At 65.0% G+C, this 18,520-nt stretch carries 16 protein-coding genes and 1 pseudogene; 10 read left to right on the top strand and 7 right to left on the bottom strand.

Translation table 11 applies throughout. From position 1 onward, the window contains the following. Positions 1–30: 30 nt before the first annotated feature. The 4 genes from OKW28_RS39020 to OKW28_RS39005 are packed head-to-tail and all read left to right on the top strand — an operon-like array spanning position 31 to position 3,382. A complete protein-coding gene (locus OKW28_RS39020) occupies positions 31–705 on the top strand; it encodes an SCO family protein (protein ID WP_429453351.1) in 675 nt (224 codons plus the stop codon). A 22-nt stretch (positions 706–727) separates the two neighbouring features. Further along, positions 728–1,837 (top strand): COX15/CtaA family protein, encoded by a 1,110-nt coding sequence (locus OKW28_RS39015; RefSeq protein ID WP_429453349.1) that lies wholly within the window; start codon positions 728–730, stop codon positions 1,835–1,837. A gap of 5 nt (positions 1,838–1,842) precedes the next feature. Beyond that, entirely contained in the window at positions 1,843–2,748 is a 906-nt protein-coding gene (cyoE, locus tag OKW28_RS39010) for a heme o synthase (protein WP_429453347.1), read from the top strand. A 4-nt stretch (positions 2,749–2,752) separates the two neighbouring features. Then, the gene (locus tag OKW28_RS39005) at positions 2,753–3,382 is read left to right on the top strand and encodes an SCO family protein (protein WP_184062526.1); all 630 of its coding nucleotides are present in this window, start codon (positions 2,753–2,755) and stop codon (positions 3,380–3,382) included. Between the two features lie 75 nt (positions 3,383–3,457). Here OKW28_RS39005 and OKW28_RS39000 read toward each other — a convergent pair whose 3' ends face one another. Further along, on the bottom strand, positions 3,458–3,748 hold the full coding sequence (locus OKW28_RS39000; RefSeq protein WP_018419317.1) for a YciI family protein: 291 nt from the start codon (positions 3,746–3,748) through the stop codon (positions 3,458–3,460). A gap of 270 nt (positions 3,749–4,018) precedes the next feature. On the opposite strand from OKW28_RS39000, the gene OKW28_RS38995 reads away from it, so the two are divergent. Next, positions 4,019–4,831 carry a MetQ/NlpA family ABC transporter substrate-binding protein gene (locus OKW28_RS38995; protein WP_429453345.1) on the top strand — a complete coding sequence of 271 codons (813 nt, stop codon included), beginning with the start codon at positions 4,019–4,021 and terminating at the stop codon, positions 4,829–4,831. A gap of 77 nt (positions 4,832–4,908) precedes the next feature. Here the strand turns inward: OKW28_RS38995 and OKW28_RS38990 are convergent, their stop codons facing one another. Continuing rightward, positions 4,909–5,835: a bifunctional helix-turn-helix transcriptional regulator/GNAT family N-acetyltransferase gene (locus OKW28_RS38990; protein ID WP_429453343.1), complete on the bottom strand. Its 927-nt coding sequence runs from the start codon at positions 5,833–5,835 to the stop codon at positions 4,909–4,911. A 367-nt stretch (positions 5,836–6,202) separates the two neighbouring features. Here OKW28_RS38990 and OKW28_RS38985 point away from each other — a divergent pair, with 367 nt between their 5' ends. The 5 genes from OKW28_RS38985 (at position 6,203) to nagE (ending at position 13,680) form a co-directional block, all read left to right on the top strand. Beyond that, positions 6,203–6,937, top strand: coding sequence for a GntR family transcriptional regulator (locus OKW28_RS38985; protein ID WP_429453341.1), 735 nt, complete (start codon positions 6,203–6,205; stop codon positions 6,935–6,937). Between the two features lie 74 nt (positions 6,938–7,011). Then, positions 7,012–8,115: an N-acetylglucosamine-6-phosphate deacetylase gene (nagA, locus tag OKW28_RS38980; protein WP_429453339.1), complete on the top strand. Its 1,104-nt coding sequence runs from the start codon at positions 7,012–7,014 to the stop codon at positions 8,113–8,115. Beyond that, positions 8,099–9,115 (top strand): SIS domain-containing protein, encoded by a 1,017-nt coding sequence (locus OKW28_RS38975; protein WP_187612619.1) that lies wholly within the window; start codon positions 8,099–8,101, stop codon positions 9,113–9,115. Before nagA ends, OKW28_RS38975 begins: the two co-directional genes overlap by 17 nt. Positions 9,116–9,126: 11 nt before the next feature. Then, on the top strand, positions 9,127–11,733 hold the full coding sequence (gene ptsP / locus OKW28_RS38970) for a phosphoenolpyruvate--protein phosphotransferase (protein ID WP_429453337.1): 2,607 nt from the start codon (positions 9,127–9,129) through the stop codon (positions 11,731–11,733). A gap of 132 nt (positions 11,734–11,865) precedes the next feature. Next, positions 11,866–13,680: an N-acetylglucosamine-specific PTS transporter subunit IIBC gene (gene nagE / locus OKW28_RS38965; protein ID WP_429453335.1), complete on the top strand. Its 1,815-nt coding sequence runs from the start codon at positions 11,866–11,868 to the stop codon at positions 13,678–13,680. Positions 13,681–13,794: 114 nt separating this feature from the next. Here nagE and cydX read toward each other — a convergent pair. The 5 genes and pseudogenes from cydX to rpoH all read right to left on the bottom strand — a co-directional run. Beyond that, positions 13,795–13,905: pseudogene (cydX, locus tag OKW28_RS38960) on the bottom strand (cytochrome bd-I oxidase subunit CydX); the annotation flags it as partial. A 41-nt stretch (positions 13,906–13,946) separates the two neighbouring features. Further along, positions 13,947–15,083: a cytochrome d ubiquinol oxidase subunit II gene (gene cydB, locus OKW28_RS38955; RefSeq protein WP_429453334.1), complete on the bottom strand. Its 1,137-nt coding sequence runs from the start codon at positions 15,081–15,083 to the stop codon at positions 13,947–13,949. Positions 15,084–15,117: 34 nt separating this feature from the next. Further along, the gene (locus OKW28_RS38950) at positions 15,118–16,710 is read right to left on the bottom strand and encodes a cytochrome ubiquinol oxidase subunit I (protein ID WP_429453332.1); all 1,593 of its coding nucleotides are present in this window, start codon (positions 16,708–16,710) and stop codon (positions 15,118–15,120) included. Further along, complete coding sequence (gene cydP, locus OKW28_RS38945; RefSeq protein ID WP_018419327.1) at positions 16,700–16,960, bottom strand: cytochrome oxidase putative small subunit CydP; 261 nt, start codon at positions 16,958–16,960, stop codon at positions 16,700–16,702. The genes OKW28_RS38950 and cydP overlap by 11 nt, the downstream gene beginning before the upstream one ends. Before the next feature lie 408 nt (positions 16,961–17,368). Beyond that, a complete protein-coding gene (gene rpoH / locus OKW28_RS38940) occupies positions 17,369–18,304 on the bottom strand; it encodes an RNA polymerase sigma factor RpoH (protein WP_429453330.1) in 936 nt (311 codons plus the stop codon). Between the last annotated feature and the right edge of the window lie 216 nt (positions 18,305–18,520).

The raw sequence follows: 18,520 nt of genomic DNA, 5'->3' as shown, positions 1-18,520 counted from the left end.
CGCCGTCCAAACATTGAAAGAGGTTCTGTAGTGTCGACTCAAACTCCCCGTTCGCCGGAAGCTGGCAAATCCAGCGGCAAACCCGCCGCGGCCAAAGCGATGCCCGGCCAACCGAACGGCCCGGGCTCGTGGCGGCGCGGCCGCTGGGTGCTGCTGCTGCTCGCGGTGATCTGCGCGGCGCCGATCGCGATCTCGTACTTCATGTACTACGTCGTGAAGCCGACCGGCGGCAGCACGAACTACGGCGCGCTGATCGAGCCGCAACGGCCGATCCCGGACTCGCTCATGGTCACCGGCGCGGACGGCAAACCGCTGAAGCTCGCCTCGCTGCATGGCCGCTGGCTCATGATCTCGGTGGACAACAGCGCGTGCGACCAAGCCTGCGTGACCAAGCTCTACTTCATGCGGCAAATCCGCGCAGCTCAGGGCCCGGAACGCGAGCGCGTCATGGAAGTGTGGCTGCGCACCGATGCAGACAAGGTCGCGGACGTGATACAAACCGCCTACCCCAACACCGACATGCTGATCGCCGATCCGGCGCAGGTCGCCGCGTGGCTGCCCGCCGACACCGCCACGCGGATCACCGACCACATCTACCTGGTCGATCCGAGCGGCAATCTGATGATGCGTTTTCCGAAAGACGCGAACCCGAGCAAGATCAAAGGCGACCTGACCAAGCTGCTCAAATGGTCGACCATCGGCTGACGTCCCAACCTGGGTAAATGAGATGTTCGTATTGCAACTGGGCCTGATCGGGTTGTGTATCGCGTTGCTGCCGTTGTCCTATGTGTGGGTCAAGGCCGACGACAACAAATTCCGCAAACTGGTCTGGCTCACCACCTTCCTGACGCTCGATCTCGTGATGTTCGGCGGCTTTACGCGCCTCACCGATTCGGGCCTCGGCTGCCCGGATTGGCCCGGCTGCTACGGCACGTCGTCGCCGTTCATCGCGCACGCGGCGATCTCCGCGGCCTATCAGGCGATGCCGAGCGGCCCCGTCAGCATGACGAAGGCGTGGATCGAAATGATCCATCGCTACTTCGCGATGGCGATCGGCGTGCTGATCATCGCGCAGACGATCATTGCCTGGACGGCGCGTATCAAGCGTCGTCCGCTGCATGTGTCACCGTGGTGGCCGACCTCGCTGCTGCTGCTGATCGTCGTGCAGGGCGTGTTCGGCGCGTGGACCGTGACCATGAGGCTGCAGCCGATCATCGTAACCACGCATCTGCTGCTCGGCCTGGCGCTGCTCGGCACGCTCGGCTGGCTTGCGGCGCGCTTGACGCCGCTGCCGGCCTACGAGCCCGAGGCCGCGCGCCGGCGCGTGGCCGCGCTCGCGGGTCTCGCGCTACTGGTGCTGCAAATCGCGCTCGGTGGCTGGGTCAGCACGAACTACGCGGTGCTCGCGTGCACCGACTTCCCGACCTGCAACGGCCAATGGATTCCGCCGATGAACTTCGCGCACGGCTTCCACCTGTGGCGCGCGCTCGGCATGACCGGCGACGGCGACGTGATCACGCAGGATGCGCTGGTCGCGATTCACTGGACGCATCGCACGTTCGCGTTCGCTGTGATCGCCTATCTGGTGTGGTTCGCGTTGAAGATGCGCCGCTTCGAGTCACTGCGGCGACCCGCCAACGGCGTGCTGCTGGTGGTGCTGATCCAGTTCGTCACGGGCTTGTCGAACATCGTGCTGCAATGGCCGTTACCGATTGCGGTCGCCCATAACGGCGGGGCCGCGATCCTGCTGCTGCTGCTCGTTATGTTAAACTTTCGGATCGCTTATAGCCGTCCCGGCCGCGCCGCGCTCCCTGCGCGCGAAGCCGCGCCAGCGTGACTCACATGGACAGCACAACACTCTCCCAAACGCCCGGCAGCCGGGTCTCCCAATATCTCGCACTGACCAAGCCGCGTGTTACGCAGCTTGCGGTGTTCTGCGCGGTCATCGGCATGTTCCTGTCGACGCCGGGCATGGTGCCATGGACCGTACTGATCGGCGGCACGGTCGGCATCTGGCTGCTGGCCGGCGCCGCGTTCGCGATCAACTGCCTCGTCGAGCAGCAGATCGACGCCAAAATGCGCCGCACGTCGTGGCGTCCGTCCGCGCGCGGCGAAATCACCACCCCGCAGATCCTGCTGTTCTCGGCCGTGCTCGGCGGCCTCGGCATGTGGACGCTGTACATGTTCGCCAATCCGCTGACCATGTGGCTCACGCTCGCCACGTTCGTCGGTTATGCGGTCATCTATACGCTGCTGCTGAAGCCAGCCACGCCGCAGAACATCGTGATCGGCGGCGCGTCGGGCGCGATGCCGCCCGCGCTCGGCTGGGCCGCGGTAACGGGCCACGTGCCCGGCGACGCGTGGATCCTCGTGCTGATCATCTTCGTGTGGACCCCGCCGCATTTCTGGGCGCTCGCGCTGTATCGCCGCAAGGACTACGAAAACGCCGGCCTGCCGATGCTGCCGAACACGCACGGCGAAAAGTACACGCGCCTGCATATCCTTCTCTACACGGTCATCCTGTTCGCGGTCACGCTGATGCCGTTCATCTCCGGCATGAGCGGCGTCGTGTATCTCGCGTCGGCGGTGCTGCTCGGCGCCGTGTTTCTCGCTTATGCGTGGAAGATCTTCCGGGAGTATTCGGACGAGCTCGCGCGCAAAACCTTCCGTTATTCGATCGTCTATCTGTCGCTGCTGTTCGCCGCGCTGCTGATCGACCACTACGCGCGCGTCGTGATAGGCGCGTAACACCATGCTCAACAATCGCTTTGCGCGCATTGCGCGCGCCGCTGTGATGGCTTGCGCGCTCGGCGCGACGCTGGGCGGCACACTGCTGATGACGGGTTGCGGCAAGCAGCCGCCGGCTTTTACGAATCTCGACATCACCGGCAATACGCAATTCGCCAGCGATTTCTCGTTGCCCGACACGTCCGGCAAGATCCGCACGCTTGCCGACTACAAAGGCAAGGTCGTCGTGCTGTTCTTCGGCTATACGCATTGCCCGGACGTCTGCCCGACTACGATGGCCGAGCTGTCACAGGCGTTGCAGCAACTCGGTCCTGAGGACGCGAAGCGCGTGCAGGTGCTGTTCGTCACCGTCGACCCCGAGCGCGATACGCCGCAGTTGCTCGCGCAATACGTGCCGGCGTTCAATCCGAGCTTCGTGGGCTTGCGTCCCGCCAGCGAAGAACAGCTCGCGAAGGTCGCGAAAGACTTCCGCGTGTACTACGCGAAGGTCCCGGGCAAGACGCCCGACAGCTACACGATGGACCACACGGCCGCGAGCTATGTGTTCGACACGGACGGCAAGCTGCGTCTGTTCGCGCGCGATGGCCAAGGCGCGACACCATGGGTGCATGACATCAAGCTGCTGCTTGATTGACGCGCATCGCAGGCGGTTTTTTAAAGCGGCGCCGCTCACGCCTCCCCGCATCCATCCCCTCTTCGCAACTCGCACTCAGACCGGAATCGGCAAATTCAGCCCCGGCGCGAGACGCGTCGTCTTGAACTCCGTCACCTCGTAACGCGCGAGCTGTTGCAGTGCGAACGGATCGCTCGCGAGAATGCGATCCAGCCTGTCGCGCTCAATACGAACCGCGAGGATGATGCCGCCGTCGCGCGGCACTTTCGGCCCGGCCGCGACGAAGATGCCCGCGTCGAACTGCTCCGCGAGAAACGCGCGATGCGCGTCGAGCGCGTCGTCGATACGATCGAGGGGGGCGGTGTAGATCAGGTTGATCACGTACATGGTCGTTCTCAGAGGCGGGTGAGTAGGCCGTGCGCGGCTACGGCTCTGGATTGTCGGTCAGCCGCGGGTTTTGCGTTGCGCTAGCCATTGCGCTTGCGCTCCGCATAACCATATGCGGTAAGGGTATTTCCCAACTTGCCGCCCATATGAAACAATTTTGGGCTTGGCCGACGGCGCGCCAGCACGAACCGGAGCGCCGCCCATTTCATCCGACTCCGACATCGATCGGAGCCATCGACTCAAACGTCGAACCGCAACAGCGAGAATTACATGCAGCGCAGAAATATCCTCAAAGCCCTCACCGCAGTCGTCGCCGGTGCGGCGATCCTGACCAGCTTCGGCGCACACGCCGACGACAAGGTCATCAAGGTCGGCACGATCGGCGGCCCGGACGCGCAGATCTGGGAAGTCGTCACCAAGGTCGCGAAGCGCGAAGGCCTGAACGTGAAGGTCGTCGAGTTCAACGACTACATTCAGCCGAACGCCGCGCTCGACGCGGGCGACCTCGACGCCAACAGCTTCCAGCACCAGCCGTACCTCGATAGCCAGATCAAGCAGCGCGGCTACAAGCTCGTCAACGCGGGCCTCACGTACATCTCGCCGCTCGGCGCGTACTCGAAGAAGCTGAAGTCGTTGAAGGACCTGCCGCAGGGCGCGAAGGTCGCGGTGCCGAACGATCCGTCGAACGAAAATCGCGCACTGCTGTTGCTGCAGGCGCAAGGGCTGATCAAGCTGAAGGACGGCGCGGCCACGGGCGGCAACAACGCGACGCCGCTCGATGTCGTCGACAATCCGAAGAAGATCAAGTTCGTCGAGCTCGACGCCGCGCAACTGCCGCGTTCGCTCGCCGACGTCGACGCCGCCGTCATCAATACGAACTTCGCGCTGGCCGCTGGCCTGCAGCCGACCAAGGACGCGATCGCGCTCGAAGACATCCACAGCCCGTACGCGAACCTGATCGCCGTGCGCGCGAAGGACAAGGATCAGTCATGGGTGAAGAAGCTGGTCGCGGCGTATCAGTCGGAAGACGTGCGCCAGTTCATCAAGACGCAGTTCAAGGGTTCGATGGTGCCGTCGTTCTAAGCGACGCGTTCAGCGCGATCGCAAGCGCAGCCGCATGGCATCAGGAAAAGCACGCGCCGTACAGGCGCGTGCTTTTTTTATAGCTCCAGCTCCCATCTTTCGATCGTCAGATCCTGGCCGAAGCGGCGCTGCGCCGCGCTGCCGGCCAACTCGAACCCAGCGCGCTCGCAAAGCCGCCGTGGCTCCGCCAATGCGCTCGCGGTGGTCAGCGTGAGCTTCGTGTAGCCCGCGCGCCGCGCGAAGCGCACGCATTCGCTGAGCAACTGCGTGCCGATGCCGAGCCTCCGCACGTCCGGTTCGACCCACAGCAGGCGCACGCCCGCGACCGTCGTCGAGACCCCGACGAGGCAAACCGAGCCGACCACCAGACCCTCCTGTTCGGCGATCCAGCACTTCTCGCGCAGCGGATCGTTGCGCTGCGCGTACTCGGCGACGACGCGCGCGAGCAAGCCCTCGAACGTGTGATCCCAGCCGTACTGCGCGGCGAACCACTGCGCCTGACGATGCACGAGCCAGCCACATTCGCCGGCGCGCGGCTGACGCAGCACCACGAGCTCGTGGTTCGGCTTGTCGCCGAGCAGGCGCTCGATCAGCTTCATCGCGGCGATCAACTGCTCCTGCGATAGCGCGCTGAGTCTGTCGAGCATGCCGAGTGCTTCGTGGATGGCGGCGGCGTCGAGCGGCGCGTAGATCGCGTGGCCGTGCTCGGTGAGCGCGATCAGCGACTGGCGCGCGTCGGTGTCGGATGGACGGCGCGTGATCAGCTCGCGTCGCTCGAAACTGGTCAGCAGGCGGCTCAGATAGCCGCTATCGAGCCCGAGCGCGCGCCCGAGCACCGACGCGGTCTGCGCGCGGGCGCGCGATAGCTCGTGCAACACGCGCACTTCCGTCAGCGAGAACTCGCTTCGAGCCAGATGCTCGTGCAGGGCGCCGATGCATTGGGTATAGAAGCGATTGAAATGGCGGACGGCCTGAGCGCGCCGCAGCGCCTCGGAATCTGTCAAGGGCGGCTCCCGGGGACTTTTTATGGTCGGTACAGCGCACTATATCGGCACGACCCTTATTTACAAAGCCGCTCCATTGCAGCGAGACGCCAACTGGTATTAAACAGGTATTGATCGTTTGGGCGGTTTTGATACCACTAGAAGCCGATAACGACTCGCTGGTATCGTCAAATACGTGCGATGCGGGAAAGTCCTGGTCTGCAATTTCCTCCGACGGAGCCTTTGAATCCCGCTGTGATCCCCACGCAGCAAGGTTTTCCGGGGATCCGGGTCGGCATGGAACCAGTCCGTTGACTGGTATTATGTTGGTTATATAATGGGCTCTCAATTTTCCGGGCCGTACTGCTCACGGCGTCCTTGGAGCCCCATGGAAACTCGCTGGTCCGCATTGATGCCTGACGTGCGCAACGTCACGCCGCTCTACCTGCAGCTCGCGCGCAACCTGGCGACGGCGATCCATTGCGGCGTCTGGTCGGCCGGCGAGGCGCTGCCCTCCGAGCGCACGCTGTCCGACGCGATCGGCGTGTCGCGCATCACCGCGCGCAAGGCGATCGAGCTATTGGTCGAGCAGGGGCTGATCCGGCGCTCGCGCGGCGCGGGCAGCTTCATCACGCCGCGCGTCGAAGATCCGCTGTCGCGTCTCACCGGCTTCACGAAAAAGATGCAGCAGCGCGGTTTCCGGCCCGATTCGGTCTGGCTCGAACGCGACGTGCGCGCCGCCAATCGCGACGAACTGCTGCACCTCGGCTTGTCGCCCGGCGCGGCCGTCACGAGCCTGCGGCGGCTGCGGCGCGCGGACGGCATCGTGATGGCGGTAGAACATTCGGCGCTGCCGGTCGCGATCGTGCCTGATCCGCTCGTGATCGGCGACTCGCTGTACAGCTATCTCGAGCAGCGCGGCGCGGCGGTCGTGCGCGCGTTGCAGCACTTCCGCGCGGTCAACGCGTCGAGCGAAATCTCCGCGCTGATGGACATCGAACCGCGCACCGCGCTGCTGGTCATCACCCGGATCGGCTACAGCGCGGATCAACGCGCGATCGAGCTGACCGACACCTATTGCCGCGACGACTACTACGACTTCGTCGCTGAATTGCGCAGCTGAGCTGCGCGGCCCTCGCAGGCCGCAAGTCCGGCGGATGCCATTTGCCGCATACGTATCACGCACCAGAGAGACTCATGCTGACCGGAAACATACTCACCACCGAAGGGTGGATCCACGGCACGCTCGAATACGAAAACGGCCGCATCACGACCCTGTCCGGCGAGCGCGTCGATCCGTCGACGAACGACGCACCGTACATCCTGCCCGGCTTCATCGATCTGCACGTGCATGGCGGCGGCGGCGCCGACGTGATGGAAGCTGGCGACGCGATCGAAACGATCACCCGCACGCATGCGCGCTACGGCACCACGAGCCTGCTCGCAACGACCATGACCGCGCCGCGCGACGAGCTGATGAACGTCGTCGCCGGGCTCGGCAACGTCACGCGGGTGCGCACGCCGGGTTGCGCGCGCGTGCTCGGCGTGCATCTGGAAGGACCGTACATCAACCCCGGCAAGCTCGGCGCGCAGCCCGACGCGGCGGTATCGGCGGTGTTGGACGAGGTGCTCAGGTATCTGTCGATCGCGCCGATCCGCGTCGTTACGCTGGCGCCCGAGATCGCCGGCCACATGGAGATCATCTCCGAGATGGCGGCGCGCGGCGTACGCGTGCAGCTCGGCCATTCGCTCGGCACCTACGACGACGCGGTCGCCGCGCTCAAGCACGGCGCGTGCGGCTTCACGCATCTGTTCAACGCGATGTCGCCGCTGCATCACCGCAACCCTGGCCTCGTCGGCGCCGCGCTTGCGCACGCCGAATACGCCGAAATTATTCCCGACCTGCTGCACGTGCATCCGGGGGCGATCCGCACCGCGCTGCGCGCGATTCCGCGCCTGTATGTGGTGACGGACAGCACGTCGGCTACCGGCATGCCCGACGGCGAATACCGCCTCGGCAGCCAGCACGTAACCAAGTGCCTCGGCGGCGTACGTCTGGCCGACGGCACGCTCGCGGGCAGCACGCTGACGATGGATCAGGCCCTGCGCAATCTCGTCTCGATCGGCCTGCCGATCGCCGATGTATCCCACCGTTTGTCACGCTACGCCGCCGACTATCTCGGCATCGAGGACCGCGGCCGCATCGTGCGCGGCGCGTGGGCCGACGTGGTCGTATTCGACCGCGAGCTGGCGCTGAGCGCGACCTATGTCGAAGGAGAAGCCATTGTCGAATATGCTTAAGGAAGCGCTCGCGTCCGCCGCAACGGTAGCCGAGCAGCTCAAGGACACCTCGCGCGTCGCGGCGCTCGCCGCGAAGCTCGCGCAACAGCCGCGCCATGTCGCGCTGACCGTCGCGCGCGGCAGCTCGGACCATGCCGCCAGCTACTTTGCATCCCTGACGATGAGCCGCCTCGGCGTGCCGGTTGCGTCGCTGCCGATGTCGGTCGCGACGCTGCAGCAGGCGCCGCTGCAGGTGCGCGACCAGCTTGCGCTCGCATTTTCGCAATCGGGCAAGAGCCCCGACCTCGTCGGCACGATGAACGCGTTGCGCGCGGCCGGCGCATTGACGGTCGCCGCAGTGAACGCACCGAGCTCGCCGCTCGCCGACGCGTGCGAATGGCATCTGCCGCTCGTAGCCGGTCCCGAGCTGAGCGTCGCGGCGACCAAGAGCTATATCGCCATGCTGTCGATCTCCGCGCAGCTGGTTGCGCATTGGCAGAACGACGCCGAGTTGCTCGATGGACTGAATACGCTGCCCGACGCGCTGGAACGCGCGGGCCGGCTCGACTGGTCGATGGCCGTGAACGAGTTGCGCGGTATCGAACGGATGATCGTGATTGGCCGCGGTCTTGGCCTCGCGATCGCGCAGGAAGCCGCGCTGAAGCTGAAGGAAACTTCCGGCATCCAGGCCGAAGCGTTTTCGAGCGCGGAAGTGCGTCATGGTCCGATGGAGCTGATCGACCGCGACTATCCGCTGCTCGTGTTCGCGCCGCGTGGCCCGGAGCAGGCGGGTCTGCTGCAACTCGCGCACGACATGAGCGCGCGCGGCGCGCGCGTGCTGCTCGCGGCGCCCGATGACGTCACGCAAGCCTCGCTGCCGCTCGTCGCCACCGCACACGCGGCGCTCGATCCGATCGCCGCCATCCTGTCCTTTTACGTGATGGCCGCGGATCTTGCCGCCGCGCGCGGGCGCAATCCCGACGCGCCTCGCCATCTCAACAAAGTCACCGAAACTCACTGACGAGAATGGCGATGCGACGTGTCGAGAAATCCAAACTGATGAGCCATTCCGAGAATCACATTGTTTTGCTTGCACCGCTGACCGGCCCGGTCGTGCCGCTCGCGAAGGTGCCGGACCCGGTGTTTTCGGGCGGCATGTTCGGCGACGGCATCGGCGTCGATCCGCTCGAGGGTCGGCTCGTCGCGCCATGCGACGGTGTCGTCACGCATCTCGCGCGCACCGGCCACGCGGTAACGCTCGAGAGCGCCGAGGGCGCGCAGATTCTGCTGCATATCGGTATCGACACCGTCGGGCTGAACGGCAAGGGTTTTGCGCCGATGGTCGGGCAGGGCGCGCACGTGCACGCCGGCGACGTGCTGATCGAGTTCGATCAGGATCAGATCGTGCTGAATGCGCCGAGCCTCGTCTCGGTGATCGCGATTGCGAATTCGGATGCGTTCGAGATCATCGAGCGGGCGCCGAACGGGCATGTCAAGGCCGGCGAAACGACGCTGCTGGTGCTGCGGGCGCGCGAGGGCGTCAGCCACGACGCGGTGCGCGAGGCGAGCGCCGCGCATGTGATGGACGAAGCGCGCCGGCAGATCACGCTGACGCATGCGGGCGGCCTGCATGCGCGGCCCGCGGCGCGGGCGCGCGAAGCGGCGCGCGGCTTCGACGCACGGGTCGAGGTGCGCTACGACGGGCGCAAGGCGCCGATCGAAAGCGTGGTGGGTCTGCTGGGACTCGGTGCCGGCGAAGGCGCAAGCGTCGAGTTGCTCGGCGTCGGTCCGCACGCGCAGGCGGCGGTCGATGCAATCGCTGACGAACTGACGCGCGAAGCGCACGGCGAGGTCGAACCGAAGCGCGAACAGAAAGCGGCGCGGCCAGCGGCCGCACCGGCGGCAGTCGTTGCGGCGCCCGCCGCGGGCGAGCCGCCCGCGCTGAACACGCTCGCGGGCGTGTGCGCCGCGCCGGGCATCGCGCTCGGCAAGCTGGTGCGCTGGGACGACGCGGATCTCGAGCCGCCGGAGCAGGCGAGCGGCACGTCGGCGGCGGAAAGCCGTCTGCTCGACAAGGCGATCGCGACTGTCGACGCCGATCTCGACATGATCGTGCGCGATGCGTCGCAACGCGGCTCGGTCGGCGAGGCGGGGATTTTCGCGGTGCATCGCGTGCTGCTCGAAGATCCGACACTGCTCGACGCCGCGCGCGATCTGATCAGCCTCGGCAAGAGCGCCGGTTTTGCGTGGCGTGAAGCGATCCGCGCGCAAGCAGGCATTCTGAGTAATGTGGAGGACGCACTGCTCGCCGAGCGGGCCGCCGATCTGCGCGACATCGAAAAGCGCGTGCAGCGCGCGCTCGGCTACACGAGCAGCGCGGCTCGCACGCTGCCGGACGAGGCGGTGCTCGCGGCCGACGAATTCACGCCGTCGGATCTGTCGTCGCTCGATCGCACGCGCGTGACCGCGCTCGTGATGGCACGCGGCGGCGCGACCTCGCACGCGGCGATTCTCGCGCGTCAGGCGGGCATTCCGGCGCTGGTCGCGGTCGGCGACGCGTTGCATGCGATACCCGAGGGCACTCAGGTGGTGGTGAACGCGAGCACCGGCCGGCTCGAATTCGCGCCGACCGAACTCGACGTCGAACGCGCGCGACGCGAACGCAGCCGCCTCGCCGACGTGCGCGAAGCGAATCGCCGCACCTCGCAGCAGGCAGCGGCGACCTCCGATGGTCGCGCGATCGAAGTGGCCGCCAACATCGCCACACTCGACGACGCGAACGCCGCGGTCGACAACGGCGCGGACGCGGTCGGCCTGCTGCGCACCGAGCTGCTGTTCATCCACCGCCCGGTCGCGCCGAGCGCGGACGAGCATCGCCACAGCTATCAGGCGATCGTCGATGCGTTACGCGGCCGCGCCGCGATCATCCGCACGCTCGACGTCGGCGCGGACAAGGAAGTCGATTATCTGACGCTGCCGCCCGAGCCGAACCCCGCGCTCGGCCTGCGCGGCGTGCGCCTCGCGCAGGTGCGCCCCGATCTGCTCGACGACCAGCTGCGTGGCCTGCTCGCGGTGCGTCCGGTCGGCGCCGTACGCATCCTGCTGCCGATGGTCACCGATGCGGGCGAACTGATCCGCATCCGCAAGCGTATCGACGAGCTTGCACGCGAAGCGGGTAGATCGGAGCCGGTCGAAGTTGGCGTGATGATCGAAGTGCCGTCGGCTGCATTGCTCGCCGATCAGCTCGCGCAGCACGCCGATTTCCTGTCGATCGGCACCAACGACCTGACCCAATACACGCTCGCGATGGACCGCTGCCAGCCCGATCTCGCGGCGCAGGCGGACGGCCTGCATCCGGCGGTGCTGCGCCTGATCGCGGCGACCGTCGAAGGTGCCGCGAAGCACGGCAAATGGGTCGGCGTGTGCGGCGCGCTCGCCGGCGACCCGCTCGCGATGCCGCTGCTGGTGGGCCTCGGTGTGACCGAGCTGTCGGTCGATCCGGTCTCCGTGCCAGGCATCAAGGCACGCGTGCGCAGGCTCGACTATCAGCTGTGTCGCCAGCGCGCCCGCGAAGCGCAAGCGCTCGACTCGGCGCAGGCGGTCAGAGCCGCAAGCCGCGCCACGTGGCCCCTCGATTGAAACACTAACGAATTTGAGAACCCGCACGCCGTGCGCCCGGCAGCACGTCTGCCTTCACGCGCGGCGCGATTCTCCGTATAGCTGCACCACTCAACCAAGACGTACCCCTACGAGACAAAATTGGAGATACCGATGGATGGAAATCCGTTGCTGAAGATTCAGCGCCTGGGACGCGCGCTGATGCTGCCGATCGCGGTGCTACCGGTGGCCGGCCTGTTGCTGCGGCTCGGCCAGCCCGACGTGTTCAACATCAAGATGATCGCCGATGCGGGCGGCGCGATCTTCGACAACCTGCCGCTCCTGTTCGCGATCGGCGTGGCGGTCGGCTTCGCGAAAGACAACAACGGCGTCGCGGGTCTGGCTGGCGCGATCGGCTATCTGGTGCAGATCGCGGTGATGAAGGACATTAACGACAAGCTCAACATGGGCGTGCTGTCGGGGATCATCGCGGGGATCGTCGCGGGGCTGCTGTACAACCGCTACAAGGACATCAAGCTGCCCGACTACCTGGCGTTCTTCGGCGGCAAACGCTTCGTGCCGATCGTGACAGGGGTGGTCTGCGTGGTACTAGGCATCGTATTCGGGCATGTGTGGGAGCCGGTGCAGAACGCGATCGACGTGGCCGGCCACTGGCTCACGACGGCCGGCGCGCTCGGCGCCTTCGTGTTCGGCGTGCTGAACCGGCTGCTGCTCGTCACGGGCTTGCATCACATCCTCAACTCGCTGACGTGGTTCGTGTTCGGTACCTTCACGCCGGCGGGCGGTGCGCCCGTCACGGGCGACCTGCATCGCTTCTTCGCTGGCGATCCGACCGCGGGCACCTTCATGACCGGCTTCTTCCCGGTGATGATGTTCGGCCTGCCGGCCGCATGTCTGGCGATGTATCACGAGGCGCCGAAAGAGCGTCGCGCGATGGTGTTCGGCCTGCTGTTCTCGATGGCGCTCACGTCGTTCCTGACCGGTGTGACCGAGCCGATCGAGTTCAGCTTCATGTTCCTCGCGCCGGTGCTGTATGCAATCCACGCGCTGCTGACAGGTCTGTCGCTCGCGATCTGCTCGGCGCTCGGGATTCACCTCGGCTTCACGTTCTCGGCGGGCTTCATCGACTACGTGCTGAACTTCGGTCTGTCGACGAAGGGCTGGTGGGCGATTCCGCTCGGCATCGTGTACTCGGTCGTGTACTACGGTCTGTTCCGCTTCTTCATCCGTAAGTTCAACATGGCGACGCCGAGCCGTGAGCCCGCTGCTGCCGACGAGCAGGTCGAGTCGTTCGCGGCGGGTGGATTCGTCGCGCCGGCGGCTGGTGCGGCCGTGCCGCGTGCGCAGCGCTATATCGCGGCGCTCGGTGGCGCGGCGAATCTGTCGGTCGTGGATGCGTGCACGACGCGTCTGCGTCTGTCTGTCGTCGATACGGACAAGGTCTCCGAAAGCGAACTGAAGTCGATCGGTGCGCGCGGTGTGCTCAAGCGCGGCACGAACAACGTGCAGGTGATCATCGGACCGGAGGCGGACATCATCGCCGATGAGATGCGTACGGCGATCGCGCAGGGTCGGGGCGACGCGGTGAAGGTGACGGGTGCTGCTGTGTCGGCGCCGGCTGCTGCCGCGGCGGCTACCGCTGCCGCGCCGGTCGCGCGAAACGCTGGGCACGCCGATGACGCGCAAGGCGGTCCGCTCGATCCCGATCCGCTGCGCTGGCTCGCCGTGCTCGGCGGCGCGGGCAACGTAGTGTCGCTCGATGCGGTCGCGGCGACGCGTCTGCGCGTGGTCGTGCGCGATCCGTCGGCGGTCGATCGTCAGCGCCTCGCGACGCTCGATACCGCGTGGGTGTCGACCGACACGTTCCATATCGTCGTCGGCGAGGCCGCGCAGCGCTATGCGCAGAAGCTGGCCGAGCGCCTGTCGTCGCAAGGCGGCGGCGCGGGCGCGGCGCCGGTGCCGGCATGATCGGTTGATGGCTGTCGAGCGCTGTTGAGTTGCACGGCGATCGCAGCACGCCAATAAAAAAGCGGCACCTTGGGACAAGGTGCCGCTTTCGCGTTTACGACCAGAGCGTGGCGCCTAGCGAGTCCCCCGCTTTGCCGAGCGCGCCACCTCGCGCGATTCGAGCCACATCACATTGATGACACCAAACGCCAGCGCGACGCCAACGCCGAGAATCCAGCTGAAATATCACATCACCACTCCTGTTTTCTGTTGAAGCGTCGTGCCGGTCAATACATCGAATGGTGGTTTTCCTTGATCGCCGCGGCGGTCACCTTGCCGCGCATCACGCGATACACCCAGCCCGTATAGAGCAGGATGATCGGCAGGAACACGATGACGGCGAACAGCATGATCTCGAGCGTCATGCGGCTCGATGTGGAATCCCACATGGTCAGGCTGCTGCGGCCGTCGAGCGACGAAGGCATGATGAACGGGAACATCGAAAAGCCCGCGGTCAAGATCAAGCCGACGATCATCAACGACGTCGACAGAAACGCCGTCGCCTCGAAGCGCGAACGCGCGAGCAGCACCGCGAGCACCCCGCCGACGAGACCCGCGAGCGGCGCAATCGCCATCCACGGGTAGAGCGCGTAGTTGTTCAGCCACAAACCCGGCGCGCCGATCACGGTCTTCATCAACGGATTGGAGACGGCGTCGAGCGGCGGCGCATCGACGATCTGATAGCCGCCGATCATCGTCGCGACGAACGCACCCGAGACGAGAAACAGCACCACCGTGCACAGCGCCGCGAGCCGCAGCGCCTTCGATGCGCGCTCGTGAACCACGCCATCGGTCTTCCACTTGACGAACGCGGCGCCGTGCGCGGCCAGCATCGACACGCTGACGAGTCCCGTCAGCAGAGCAAACGGATTGAGCAGGCCGAAGAAGCTGCCGTGATAGGTGACGCGCAGATCGGTATCGAACGAGAACGGTACGCCTTGCAGCAGATTGCCGAACGCGACACCGAACACCAGCGCCGGCACGAAGCCGCCGATAAAGAGGCCCCAGTCCCACGCGTTGCGCCAGCGCGGATCCTCGCGCTTGCCGCGATAGTCGAAGCCGACCGGGCGGAAGAACAGCGCGAACAGCACGAGCAGCATCGCGAAGTAGAATCCCGAGAAGGATGCCGCGTAGGCGAGCGGCCACGCGGCGAACATCGCGGCGGCTGCGGTCACGAACCAGACCTGATTGCCTTCCCACGTCGCGCCGACCGTGTTCACGACGATGCGGCGCTCGGAGTCGGTGTTGGCGATGAACGGCAGCAGGATCGCCGCGCCCATGTCGAAGCCGTCGGTGAGCGCGAAGGCGATCAGCAGTACACCTATCAATACCCACCAGATCAGTCTGAGAACTGCGTAGTCCATATGAGTTTCTCCTCCGGGGCGGTGCAGCGGTGCGTCATGCGGTCGTGTTCGACAGTGGCTGCGTCACCGGCTGTCCGATCTCGTGGTGATAGCGGCCCGTATGCAGCGACGAAGGGCCGAGCCGCGCGTACTTGAACATCAGCATGATCTCGATGACGAACAGCCCCGTGTAGAACAGCACGAAGCCGCCGATGCTCAGATACAGATCGCGCGGCGTCAGCGTCGACGCGGCCAGGTTGGTCGGCAGAATGCCCGCGATGCTCCACGGCTGGCGGCCCATTTCCGCGACGATCCAGCCGAGCTCGGCGGCGAGCCACGGCAGCGGAATCGCGATGACCGCCCAGCGCAGAAACCAGCGGCGCTTTTCGAGCAGCAACGTGCGCTGCGCGCAGAACCAGAAGGCGAGCACGAAGGTGGCGAGGAACAGCAGGCCAAGGCCGACCATCGTGCGGAACGAGAAGAACAGTGGCAACACCGGCGGAACCGTGCTTCTTGCCGCCGCGGCGATCTGGTCTGGCGTCGCGTCGATGACGTTCGGCGTGAACCGCTTGAGCAGCAGGGCGTAGCCGAGATCGTCCTTGTACTTGTCGAAATCCGCATGCGCCTCGTCGCTGGAGTCGCCGCCCTTTAACCGCTGCAACGCCGAATAGGCGAGCATGCCGTCCTTGATGCGACCTTCGTTTTCGGCGATCAGGTCGCGCAGGCCGACCACGGGTTCGTCGAGCGAGCGGGTCGCGATAATGCCGAGCGCGTACGGCACACGGATCGCATAGTCGGTGCGTTGCTCTTTCTGATTGGGGATGCCAAATATCGTGAACGGTGCTGGCGCGGGCGCGGTCTCCCATTCGGATTCGATCGCGGCGAGCTTGATCTGCTGGACTTCACCGGTGCGATAGCCGGATTCGTCGCCCAGCACGATCACGCACAGCGCCGACGCGAGGCCGAAGCCGGCGGCGATCGCGAACGAGCGCAGCGCGAACTCGGTGTCGCGGCGCTTCAACAGATACCACGACGACACGCCGAGTACGAACATCGCCGCGGTCACGTATCCAGCTGATACCGTGTGCACGAACTTGACCTGTGCAACCGGGTTGAAGATCACCGAGCCGATGCTGTCGAGCTCCATGCGCATCGTCTGATAGTTGAACTTCGCGCCGACCGGATTGTTCATCCAGCCGTTGGCAATCAGAATCCACAGCGCCGACAGGTTCGAACCGAGCGCGACACAGAACGTGACGATCAGATGCTGGATTTTTGACAATCTGTTCCAGCCGAAAAAGAACAGACCGACGAACGTCGATTCGAGGAAGAACGCCATCAGCCCTTCGACGGCGAGCGGCACGCCGAAAATGTCGCCGACGTAATGCGAGTAATAAGCCCAGTTGGTGCCGAACTGAAACTCGAGCGTGAGGCCGGTCGCGACGCCCATTGCAAAGTTGATGCCGAACAGCTTGCCCCAGAACTGCGTCATGTCCTTGTAGATCTGCTTGCCGGTCATCACGTAGACCGATTCCATGATGACGAGCAACCAGGCGAGACCGAGCGTGAGCGGCACGAACAGAAAGTGATAAAGCGCCGTGATGGCGAACTGGAACCGCGACAGTTCTACGACTTCGCTAACGGGCATGTTGATCACCTCGAGACGGATGCGGGGCGGGCACCGACAGCAGCGCCTGCGCGACCTGCTCAGGCGGCAGCATCATGTGCTGCGCCTGTGGATGATTGAAGAATGTGTACTTGAGCGCCATCAGTAGGACGAACTTGATGGCGAGGATGATGGCGATATCGCGCGCCAGCGTTGGACCGCGCACCCACCTGGTGAACCGGCCGCGCAAGCGCGACCGGACAGTGCTGCTGCGATTGAGGGCTATGGTCATGATCGGTCGAAGACGACTTCACGCCGGTGAGTCCGGCTGGATCCAGACCGCCCTGGCCGTCAGGCAGTCTGGCGAATGCATGCCGATTGTAGGAGGTGAACCTCGCGCGCTCAGGTTTAGCCATGCGGCAACACGTCGCGAAACTTGCCGCGTCTGTGCAGTATTGCTACCGGACTTGCGATACGTCAAGAAAGGCTTACCGGCCTCGACAGGCCGGCTTGCGGGTAGGCCGACGCGAAGCGCGGCCGCGGGGACGCAAGAAAGGGCGAAAAGAATGAAAAAGCCCCGCCGTCTTGCGAGGGCGGGGCTTGAGCGCGATGGTCGCTAAATGGCGCGACCGATTAACGCGTGTCGTTTTTACCTATGTCATGGGCGGGACACAATTGACGCGCGCATGGCTTCGACGCTTTACGCGTATTCGGTCAGCGCGCCGCGCATTTTCTTCATCGCGCTGGCTTCGATCTGGCGGATACGTTCGGCCGACACACCGAACTCGTCGGCCAGCTCGTGCAACGTGGAGCCGCCCGAGCCATCGTCGGCCACCTTCAGCCAGCGCGCTTCGATGATGCGGCGGCTGCGCGGATCGAGCGCGTCGAGCGCGCTTGCGATGCCGTCGCTTTGCAGCCGGTCGCGCTGACGCGAAGCCAGCACGGCAGTCGGCTCACTATGCGAGTCGGCCAGATAGGCGATTGGCGCGTACGACTCCTCGCCGTCTTCGACCTGACCTTCGAGCGCGATATCGCCGCCCGACAGACGCGTCTCCATCTCCGCGACCTCTTCGCGCTTCACGTTCAGCTCCTTCGCGAGACCGTCGATCTCGTCCGGCGTGAACGCGCCAAGCCCCTGTTTGTGGCTGCGCAGGTTGAAGAACAGCTTACGCTGCGCCTTGGTGGTGGCGACCTTCACCATACGCCAGTTGCGCAGGATGTACTCGTGGATCTCGGCCTTGATCCAGTGCATCGCGTATGACACGAGGCGCACGTTTTGTTCGGGATCGAAGCGCTTGACCGCTTTCATCAGGCCGATGTTGCCTTCCTGGATCAGGTCGGCGTGCGGCAACCCGTAACCGAGGTAGTTACGCGCGATGGACACGACGAGTCGCAAGTGCGACAGCACCAGGCGGCGCGCAGCCCCCAGATTGTCGTGTTCGCGCAATTCGGTGGCGAACTGGCGTTCCTCCGCCGGCGTCAGCATCGGAATCCGGTTGACCGCCTGAATGTAGGCGTCGATGTTGCCCAGGTGACCGGACAGCAGCGAGGAATGCGAGAGCGCCAGTGCACCTGCCGGAGCGGCCTTAGCCGACGACGGGCTCAAAGTACTCGGAAGGGTCATTGCATGGCTCACGTGTGAAGCTCCTTTGGAATCAGACAATAGCGTACTCAGTAAACGACTCCAGCGATGGATGTTAGCACTCAGATCTGCCGAGTGCTAATACTTAGAGGTCGCAGGGGTATCCGAGTTCCCGAAAATCCTATTGAGTTTTGACTTCTGATAGCCATCATACACTCTATTTGCCTTGCGCGTTAGACCTGTACAAAGTACCGCCCGGAGTAGTTGCAC

Source organism: Paraburkholderia sp. 40 (assembly GCF_050434105.1).
GTDB classification, from domain to species: Bacteria; Pseudomonadota; Gammaproteobacteria; order Burkholderiales; family Burkholderiaceae; genus Paraburkholderia; species Paraburkholderia tuberum.
The sequence above is the reverse complement of the archived record's forward strand: the minus strand, read 5'-3'. Positions and strand labels throughout refer to the sequence as shown.